The sequence below is a fragment of the Mesorhizobium sp. CNPSo 4689 genome (genome assembly GCF_057784325.1).
The window spans coordinates 1-8,998 of record NZ_JBWLUZ010000070.1; the positions used below are offsets into that span (position 1 = coordinate 1).

11 protein-coding genes and 2 pseudogenes are annotated in these 8,998 nt (G+C 61.1%); 6 read left to right on the plus strand and 7 right to left on the minus strand.

Features of this window, described 5'->3' with window-relative positions:
* Positions 1–239: hypothetical protein (locus AC04SI_RS32595; RefSeq protein ID WP_488475671.1), on the plus strand; the 239-nt coding region annotated here is incomplete at its 5' end.
* On the opposite strand, the pseudogene AC04SI_RS32600 reads toward AC04SI_RS32595, so the two are convergent.
* A pseudogene (locus AC04SI_RS32600) lies at positions 209–670 on the minus strand (cupin domain-containing protein). The gene AC04SI_RS32595 and the pseudogene AC04SI_RS32600 overlap by 31 nt on opposite strands.
* Before the next feature lie 126 nt (positions 671–796).
* Here AC04SI_RS32600 and AC04SI_RS32605 point away from each other — a divergent pair.
* Together AC04SI_RS32605 and AC04SI_RS32610 are read left to right on the plus strand one after the other, a co-directional pair.
* Positions 797–1,357 carry a winged helix-turn-helix domain-containing protein gene (locus AC04SI_RS32605; RefSeq protein ID WP_488475672.1) on the plus strand — a complete coding sequence of 187 codons (561 nt, stop codon included), beginning with the start codon at positions 797–799 and terminating at the stop codon, positions 1,355–1,357.
* Positions 1,358–1,688: 331 nt separating this feature from the next.
* Positions 1,689–2,378, plus strand: a complete 690-nt coding sequence (locus AC04SI_RS32610) for a Rossmann-fold NAD(P)-binding domain-containing protein (RefSeq protein WP_404284230.1) — start codon at positions 1,689–1,691, stop codon at positions 2,376–2,378.
* Between the two features lie 112 nt (positions 2,379–2,490).
* Here AC04SI_RS32610 and AC04SI_RS32615 read toward each other — a convergent pair whose 3' ends face one another.
* The 6 genes from AC04SI_RS32615 to AC04SI_RS32640 form a co-directional block, all read right to left on the minus strand.
* On the minus strand, positions 2,491–2,826 hold the full coding sequence (locus AC04SI_RS32615; RefSeq protein ID WP_404284232.1) for a 4a-hydroxytetrahydrobiopterin dehydratase: 336 nt from the start codon (positions 2,824–2,826) through the stop codon (positions 2,491–2,493).
* Positions 2,823–3,026 (minus strand): hypothetical protein, encoded by a 204-nt coding sequence (locus AC04SI_RS32620; RefSeq protein ID WP_488475673.1) that lies wholly within the window; start codon positions 3,024–3,026, stop codon positions 2,823–2,825. The genes AC04SI_RS32615 and AC04SI_RS32620 overlap by 4 nt, the downstream gene beginning before the upstream one ends.
* 38 nt (positions 3,027–3,064) lie before the next feature.
* Positions 3,065–3,793: an SAM hydrolase/SAM-dependent halogenase family protein gene (locus AC04SI_RS32625; protein ID WP_404284235.1), complete on the minus strand. Its 729-nt coding sequence runs from the start codon at positions 3,791–3,793 to the stop codon at positions 3,065–3,067.
* Complete coding sequence (locus AC04SI_RS32630; protein ID WP_404284237.1) at positions 3,790–4,725, minus strand: oxygenase MpaB family protein; 936 nt, start codon at positions 4,723–4,725, stop codon at positions 3,790–3,792. Before AC04SI_RS32630 ends, AC04SI_RS32625 begins: the two co-directional genes overlap by 4 nt.
* A 137-nt stretch (positions 4,726–4,862) precedes the next feature.
* On the minus strand, positions 4,863–5,966 hold the full coding sequence (locus AC04SI_RS32635) for a CapA family protein (RefSeq protein ID WP_488475674.1): 1,104 nt from the start codon (positions 5,964–5,966) through the stop codon (positions 4,863–4,865).
* Between the two features lie 92 nt (positions 5,967–6,058).
* Positions 6,059–6,517 (minus strand): YbhB/YbcL family Raf kinase inhibitor-like protein, encoded by a 459-nt coding sequence (locus AC04SI_RS32640; protein WP_404284239.1) that lies wholly within the window; start codon positions 6,515–6,517, stop codon positions 6,059–6,061.
* 361 nt (positions 6,518–6,878) lie between these two features.
* Here AC04SI_RS32640 and nuoH point away from each other — a divergent pair, with 361 nt between their 5' ends.
* The 3 genes and pseudogenes from nuoH to AC04SI_RS32655 all read left to right on the plus strand — a co-directional run bounded on the left by nuoH (position 6,879) and on the right by AC04SI_RS32655 (position 8,946).
* Positions 6,879–7,865 carry an NADH-quinone oxidoreductase subunit NuoH gene (gene nuoH, locus AC04SI_RS32645; protein WP_404284241.1) on the plus strand — a complete coding sequence of 329 codons (987 nt, stop codon included), beginning with the start codon at positions 6,879–6,881 and terminating at the stop codon, positions 7,863–7,865.
* A gap of 29 nt (positions 7,866–7,894) precedes the next feature.
* Positions 7,895–8,457, plus strand: a pseudogene (locus tag AC04SI_RS32650) (NADH-quinone oxidoreductase subunit I).
* Between the two features lie 45 nt (positions 8,458–8,502).
* The gene (locus tag AC04SI_RS32655) at positions 8,503–8,946 is read left to right on the plus strand and encodes a CBS domain-containing protein (protein WP_404284244.1); all 444 of its coding nucleotides are present in this window, start codon (positions 8,503–8,505) and stop codon (positions 8,944–8,946) included.
* Positions 8,947–8,998: the final 52 nt, after the last annotated feature.

The window sequence follows — 8,998 nt, forward strand, 5'->3', positions numbered from 1 at the left end:
CAAAGCAGATTGGGACCTTGTTCGCCGACCCCATCAGGGCCAGCAGCTTCGAACGGCTGCATGAACAGGCCGGACAGAAGACTGCACCCGACCAATGCGCCAGAACAACGAATTACCTCTTGCAATACGGGAGCCATCCACAGAAGACACCGACGGCGACAGCACCGGCGGTCGCGGTTGCACCGGAACGGGCCTTCGCCAATCGCGCCTATGCGCTTGTCGTCATTGTAGAGAGCTGATCGGTATCGTAACGGGTCCGCAGCTCGGCAAGCACCCTCGGATCCGGAGAGCCATGCGCAGCCAGATCGGCGAGCTCTTCGAAATAGCCCTCGTGCCCGGGTGTGGGGAGACGGTCATCAGCACGCGCGCCGGTTTTACGCTGACATTGGTAATGTTGTGCTGCACGCCCGGTGGAATGAACAGGTAGGTACCGGGTCGCGCGGATCGTCTTTTCGCCAACGTGCCAGACGCATTCGCCATCAAGCACGTAGAAGGTTTCCTCTTGCACTCGATGAACATGAAGACCGGTGGCAAACCCGGCCGGGTTCGTCCAGTCAAACATGCTCGTGTGTCTCGTATTGTCCCCGGTGACGAGAAACACCAACGGATGGCCACGCAGCATAACTCCCTTGTTCTCGTCAGGCATGCGGATGACTGGGGCGGCGCTCATTTGATCCTCCATCGGCTCGGCGTTGCTTCCGTAAACACCGGTACAGAATGCCCCCGTCGTGCCGGCCAGTCGTGAAGCCGTTGCGAAATGATTGCGAAAAAATCGCAAACGGTATCTCCTTCGGGAATGGCAGCAAGCCTCGCGTTTGGTCCATTTCGCCTCGACACCGCCGCCGGGATCCTCCTCCACGGCGTTGAGCCGACGCCGCTCGGCCAACGGGCCGTTGCGCTGCTTGCACTGCTTGTGGAGCGGACAGGCGTGCTGGTTCCGAAAGAGACGCTAATCGAGACGGCATGGCCCGGGCAAGCCATTGAGGACAGCAACCTGACCGTCCAGATTGCGGCGGTGCGTCGGGTCCTTGAAAACCTGGCCGGTGGTGCATGCTGGATAGAGACGCGGCCGCGACGCGGCTACCGCTATGTCGGGCCGGCCGTCACAGTCGTTGGTCTTGACCCGGCCGAGGTCGTAGCCAAGGCAACGCTGACATTGCCCGACAAGCCTTCGATCGCAGTCTTGCCGTTCTCGAACCTAAGCGGCGATCCTGAACAGGATTATTTCGCCGACGGAATAGTTGAAGACATCATCACCGGTCTGGCGCGCATCAATTGGCTCTTCGTCATCGCGCGTAACTCGACGTCCGTCTACGTAACTCGACGTCCGTCTACAAGGGGCGCGCGGTGGACGTGAAGCGGGTCGGGCGCGAGCTTGGCGTCCGCTACGTGCTCGAAGGCAGCCTGCGGAGAGCCCATGATAGTGTGCTCGTGACCGGGCAGATGATCGATGCATCGACCGGTTCCCACATATGGGCTGAGCGGTATGACCGTACCTCCACTGATATGAGCTGCATGGGTCACCTCTGACGCTATTGCCGCGCCGCGCAGCACTCGTCCCCAAACGCCAGGTGCCAGGCAGAACTGGGAGGAAGCACGGGCGTCGCCTTGAGGCTGCGTTCCGACACGAGCTTCACGGTTGATCGGGCGTAAGGATAAGCACTCTATCGAAAATGTACGAGCCAATATTGAATGGCAGTTCGTTTCGCCCTGCCATCCCGTTTAAGCGCCGAACGGCACACATCGTAGCCAATGACGGTAAGGCTGTGATACCATCGCACAAGTTGCGCTGCCGTTGGCAATTGCCATGCCCGGGCATCGGCTCCGACGTTGCCTCGCCGTCGCTCTACATCCGCAAGCGTGGTGAAGGCGAACTGGTGGTGCGTGCCGCGTTTGCTGACGCCACTATCATCCGCCCGGCGGTGATGTTCGGACCGGATGACGCGTTTCTCACCATTATCCTCAAACTTCTCCGCCGGCTTCCAATCTATCCGATGTTCGGTCGGGGCCTGACGAGATTGCAGCCGGCCTATGTGGGTGATGTGGCAGAGGCGACCGCAAGAGCGCTGCAGGGGGCGGAAACGCATGCGACCACGTACGAGTGCGGCGGTCCCCGCGTTTACTCTTACAGGGAATTTCTCAGAGTCGTTGCACACCAAGCCGGTCTTAGACCCATACTGGTCCCAATGCCATTTGCCACTTGGCACGCACTCGCATGGGCCGCGGAAATACTTGCGAGTCCGCCCGTCACTCGCAATCAAGTGGAACTGATGCAGGTCGACAACGTCTCGTCGCCACAGATGCCCGGATTTCAAGAACTTGGCATTTCGCCGCACACGGTCGAGGAAATACTCGAGGAAATGTTGCGCGACCACTGATCAACGAGCCTCTTCGGTACTGCTCTTAGGTGCCACGATTAAGGGTCCGGAAATCGCGCTAACCGTGCGAACTTTTGGACCCGTTCCGGTGGTTGGGGTGCCGAGTGCCTCCCTACGAACCGGCGATGAGGTTGATCTTCGCGGCCATGATGAAGTCGTTCTCATGCAATCCCTTGATCTTGTGAGTCTGCAGCGAGACCGCCGCATAACCCCAGCCGAAGCAGATGTCGGGATGATGCCCTTCTTCTTCCGCCAACCGGGCAACTTTGTCGATGAAGCTGAGCGCTTGACGGAAGTCCGCAAATTTGAAGTTGCGGCGCAGCAGGTGCGCCTCCTCCAGTTCCCAGCCAGGGGTCTGGGACAGATAGCCCTCGGCTGCCTCCTCCGTTAGCGGCGCAATGCCGCCGCGGCAGGGCGTACAGATTTTCTGAGCAATACCATCGGTCATGACAAGCTCCCTTCGTGCTCATTCCTGATGCAGCGATCGCGTTTTTCACCTCGCCCGGTATTTGCTCGCATAGTGCTTGGCAAAACCTTGCGAATCTGCTCGGCGAGGCGCTTGTTGCCGGTCTTCGCCCGCGCCTTGTCATCGCCTTTTTGCGGCTTCGGCAGATCGGCGCCCGGGCCTCGTTTCGTTGATTTGCGCATCGCAATAGATCAACGCCGTGACGGACAACCGGTTTCGTTCAAAGGACGATCTCCACAGGACTACCGATCGCGAGACCGAGCTCGCCGTCCGCGCGCCCTTGATTGACAGCAATCTCGGCAAGCCCGTTCGAGTTCTCGTACCAAAAGGCCATGCCCGGCGGACGATCGCTGAAGGTCGTCGCGGCCTCCAGCACGAGATCTGCTGCGGCGAGCCTTGCGCCAGCTGGCAGCTTGGTCGCCCTCAGGCCGGTCATGGCATTGCCGAAATGGTCGATATAGACGATCTCGGCGAGGTCCTCCGGCCAGTCTCTACGGCGATCTGCTTCATCCAGGCGCGGCCTTCCGGGCGGCGGCTCACGGCGTGCCAGCATGGCCGCGACCGGGGCAAACAGGTCACGCCCGTGGAAACTGGCGGACAGGCGCTTTGGTTTCCAGTCGATATCCCAGCTGAACGTCTCAGCCGCGCGGCGCTGGATCAGCTCGAACAGGCCGTTGCCGGGGCCGACATACCAGCGACCGTCGGCCTGGACGATGACCGACGGGCGCGTCCCTCCGACGCCTGGGTCGACGACACAGAGAAAGACGGTTCCCGCAGGAAACCACTCCGCATAAACAGCCAGCAGGTAGGCCGACGCCTTGGGATTGCCGACCGGCGCATCGGAGAAGAGGTCGATCGCGGGGATGCCCGGCGCCATCTGGTGCAACACAGCCTTCATCTGACCCGTGTAGGGGCCGTGCAAGCCGAAATCCGTGAACAAGACAATCATGGACGGGGCCCGATTGCGCTGCGATGGACATACAAATAGTCGGCCGGAAGGCGCATCCGCCGGCAGGCCTGAACGGCCGGGTTGGTTTCCATAACGAGGCGATCCGCCAAAGCCCCTGCCTGCCGGACTGCCTCGGCTTCCCAACTGTGCAAGCCGTGCCCGGTGAGCCCCAACAGCGCTTGCATCCAACCAGGCACCAGATCAACGGCAGCCGCTACCAGCAGGTGCTGTGCCGGCCTCAGCGGCAGCGGCAGGATAGGCGCTGAACGCATGATCGCGAGAAATTCGGGCACAACGGCCGAGCGCTCCAGCCGTCCGGCTGTCGCACGGAACAGCGCTTCAAGCTCGGCTTCCGATCCCGGTGCGCCTGTGGCGCCGAAAAGTTGCGCGGCCGGAATGCCCTCGGCATAACAGCTGTCGCGCTCCGATGCGGAGAGCTGCCGCACATAGGCGTGATAAGCTTGGACAAAGCCGTATGCAGCCGTGCCCTGAACCCAGTTCAGAAGGTCGGGGTCATTGGCGCAATACGTCTCGCCCGACGATGTCACGCCTGCGACCCGGTCGTGTATCCGCCGAACGCGGGCGATCATGGCCTCGGCCGTGGTGCGGGAACCGTAGATCGTCACCATGGCAGCGAGCCCCGTGCTGTGTAGTCGCCGAATTGGATTCAGGCGGAAAGACGTATGCTCCCATACGCCTGTGCGCACCCGCGGTTCTGCAAGCTCCATGATCACGGCGGTGACGCCGCCGATGAACAGCGAGATCGGGTTCTTGAACACGCGCCACGACACGGAGTCCGGCGACGCCAGTCCGGCCTCGCCGATTGGTCGCGAGAAATCAATCTGAGGCTGGGCGCCAGGTTGCAGCACCGCCCGCGCTACCGCCTCCAGGCGGCTTTGCAACGGCCAAGGCAGGACGATCGGCGTGGTCATGGCAACGAGCGCCATTCACAAGAAACGCGTGCTTCCAAGCAGCGAAGTTGGGCCGCTGGACGCACTTGGCGAAACTGCGGCCACTTTCTGCGGTTCGCTCATCTTAGCTCAATTGGATGACCGTGCCCACCGCAAGCTCACATTGTCGGCCAGGACAGCGCAAGCCTCCCCCCTGGCGCAGTTCCAACGCACGTACCAAACTGCCGGCTTTCTCGGTTCAGAGTCTGCCGCAACCAGGCAACGTCCCTGTTCGTCGCGTGGATGAGCTGGAACCGGCGGATCTGGAGGGGCACCAGTTCGAGAGCGACCAGATCCAGACTTCCGGGACCAAGGTCAGCGATATACATCAGGGCAAGGTCGGACCGGAATTCCCCGTGGCCTTTGATGCCTTCATAGTCATTCAAGAAGTCGCCGCAGCCATAGAGAATGAGGCGATTCTTGTACACTTCGATGGATTTGGCATGATGCGATGAATGGCCGTGAACGATGGATATGCCCGCCCTGTCGATCAGTTCGCGGGCGAACCACCTTTGCTCCTCCGGGATGTCATAGCCCCAGTTTGGTCCCCAATGAAGAGAGACCACGACCACATCATTTTCTCGTCGGACAGCGGCCACCAGATCGGCGATCGCTGCGACAGTCGCATCGGAAAGCGCAGGTAGAAAGTTCACTCCGGCCCGGTCATGCGTCGCCGCCCAATGTCGAGGGACGCCGCTCGTCTTCGAGGCGAACGAAAAAACAAGTGCGCGCCTCGCGCCGGTGTCTGCCAAAATCGCCGGGGCGCTTGCTTGGGCGGCATTGCGCCCCGCTCCAGCGGTCTTGATCTGCAAACGCTCGAGCGTTGCCAGGGTCTCCAGCAGTCCGGCGCGCCCCCAATCAAGAACGTGATTGTTACCGAGAACGCAGCAGTCGATCCCCGCGGCGACGAGGCAGTCGGCGTTCTCGGGGCTCATCCTGTAGTTGATGCCTTTGGCGACAAAGGCATCGCAGCGCGTAATGCTGGTTTCAAGATTTATGATGCTCGCGTCCGGCCGCGCCCGCTCCAATTCTTGCAGCGCTGCGCCCCAGATGTAGCAGAAGTCGACCGGTGTCGGTATCGGTTGGTTCGCCTCCTCCGCCATCCGGACATAGTCTATGGCCGATTGCACATAGCGCTCGTGAAGACGAGGGTCACACGGATGTGGAAGCGCCTGGTCTATGCCTCGCCCCGTCATCACATCGCCACAGAGAAAGATCCGCATGACGCGTACCAGCCAGGTCCATCACGATCACTCATGCCGCTCATGACCCGCAGGCCTTCCTCAATTGCCAGAGTTCACACGAGCGAAGACCATCATCGCTCATATACTCCGACGAGAACCGCCTCGGCGAGGAGATGCCTGCGCGCTTCTCGTTCGACCGCCTGACACGATGGGCCGTTGCCGAGCGGCAGGTGATCGATCGACAGCGCAAGCAACCGGAAGTGATAGCGGTGTCGGCCATGGCGATGCGGTGGGCAGGGACCACCGTAACATGGTCGCCGGAAATCGTTGGTTGCCTGCTTGAAGCCTTGCTTGCCGGCGTGCTCGCCGGCGCCATCGGCCAACCCTACACAATCGGCCGCAATGTCATAGGCCGCCCAGTGATGCCAGATCCCCACCGGAGCGTCTGGATCATCGCAGAGAAGGACAAAGCTGCGGGTTCCGGCCGGAGCGCCGGTCCAGCCGAGGGGAGGGGAACGATCCTCACCGTCGCAAGTGAAACGCCGCGGGATCGTCGTACCGTTCGCAAAGCTGCTTGAACTGAGTTGCATGGGTCGCCCCTGACGCTGGTGCTGCGTCGCGCAACACTCAGTCCCAAAACGCCAGGTGCCAGGCAGAACTGGTAGGAAGCGCGGGCGTCGTCTTGAGGCTGCGTTCCGACACAAGTTTCACGGTTGATCTGACGCTAGGATAGGCGCTCTATCGAAAATGTACGAGACAATATTGAATGGCAGTTCGTTTCGCGCTGCCGTCCCAACTAAGCGCCGCGCCGCACGCATCGTAGCCAGTGATGGCAAGGCTGTGATACCATTGCATAAGTTGCGCCACCGTTGGCAATTGCCACGCCCAGCGCAGCCTGACAGTGCTAATCGGGTCGCGGGTCTCGTCCCGTTGAACGAGTGACCTCGGATCATGGAACTCGTCGTTGCTCTCGGGCTGATCGTCTTCAAGGTCGCGTTGCTGATTGCGATCCTGCTGCTGCTGCCCTTGCCGCTGACCTGGCTGGAACGCAAGATCGCGGGGCACATCCAGCAGAGGATGGGGCCGATGCGTGTGGGATGGCATGGGCTGCTGCAGCCGGTGGCGGACGGGATCAAGCTTCTGACCAAAGAGGACCACATCCCGGCCGAGGCCGACCGCTTCCTGTTCAAATTGGCGCCAATCCTGGCGCTCGCTCCGCCCTTCGTGGTGTTCGTCGCGGTCCCCTTCGGCGAATCCGTCTCGGTCCTCGGCACTGAGATCACTCTTTACGTCTCCAACATGAACGTGGCGCTGCTTTTCGTCTTTGCGGTGATCGGGATTGAGGTCTATGGCGTCATCTTCGGCGGCTGGGCGGCGAACAGCAAATACGCTGTCCTGGGCAGCCTCAGGACCTGCGCTCAGATGATCAGCTACGAGATCCCGATGGGGTTCGCGGTCATCGGGGTGGTAATGCTTGCGCAATCCATGAGCCTGCTCGAGATCGTGCGGGCGCAAGCCAATGTCTGGAACATCGTCTACCAACCGGTCGGGTTCTTCGTGTTCTTCGTCGCCGGGCTGGCCCAAGCGCAGCGCATTCCCTTCGACCTGGCTGAAGCGGAAGGCGATCTGGGGGCCGGGTTCCATACCGAATACAGCGGTATCCGCTTTGCGTTCTTCATGGTCAGTGAATACGCCATCATGCTTCTGACGTCGGTCCTGGCGGTGATCCTGTTCTTCGGCGGCTGGAACGGCGTGCTGGTCCCGTTGCCACCGATCCTCTGGTTCCTGCTCAAGGTCGCGTTCTTCGTTTATGTGTTTATCTGGTTCCGCTTCACTTTCCCACGCTACCGCTACGACCAACTGATGGCGATCGGGTGGAAAGTCTTGCTTCCACTGTCAATGGCGAACATAATCATAACCGGTGTTGCTTTCCTTTAGGGCCGCAGCGGCTCCGCAGCGGGGCGACGATGTCGCGCGCACTGGACAGAATTGGAACATGGATCGGCTGGGCGTTCTTCGCCGATCTGGCGAACGGCTTGGCGCTGACCTTCGGCTACATGTTCTCCAAATCCGTGACCATGCAGTATCCGGACAAGGAAAAATGGTTGCCCTATTCGCGTTACCGCGGGCATCACTTCCTCAAGCGCGACGAAGAGGGCGAGATCAAATGCGTGGCCTGCGAACTCTGCGCGCGGATTTGTCCCACTGCATCGAAGTCATCCCCTACGAGGACGAGAAGGGCAACCGACGCCCGGCAAAATTCGAGATCGACATGGCCCGGTGCCTATTCTGCGGGCTGTGCGAGGACGCCTGCCCGGCGGACGCGATCGCGCTTGGCCAACAGTACGAATTCTCGAGTTTTTCCTCGCATGACCTGGTGATCGGGCGCGACGATCTGCTCGGCAAGCCGGGCAAGGCGATGACCGGCGGCGGCGTAGTCGCTGCACGCCTGAACACCGAACAGGACGTGCTGGTCGAGACGAGCGAGCCGCAGGGGTACAACTGGTGGCGGAATATCCGACGAACGTAAAGGCGCGCCAGCTGGCAAGCCGGAGCGCGCAGACAGGAGGCTCATATGCTGGTCTGCCAAATCTTGAAGACCAAGGCTCCCGAGGTCATCTCAGTCACTCCAAGTCAGACGATGGTGGAAGTGCTACGGCTGTTTCGGGACAACAACATCGGCTTCGTGGTCGTCAGCCGTTTCCCCGGGGGGGATTGCCTGGGCACGCTGTCGGAACGGGACTGCTGCAATGCCGTGGCTGAACACGGAACCAGGGCGCCCATGATGCGGGTCGCCGACATCATGAACCGCAGTGTGGCGACCTGTTCGATACAGGATTTGCTGCCCTCGGTGATGGCGACCATGACCAACCGGCGCACGCGCCATGTGCTGGTCATGGATGGCGGCGCCACTGTCGGCGTGGTGAGCATCGGCGACGTGGTCAAGCACCGGCTCGACGAATTGCTGAACAACGAGCAGGTGCTGTACGATTACATTGCCGGGACAGGTTATCACTGACGACGCCGGCTCAAGGGTGCAGGGGCGGGCGGGCTGCCGGTGGGGAGCGCGT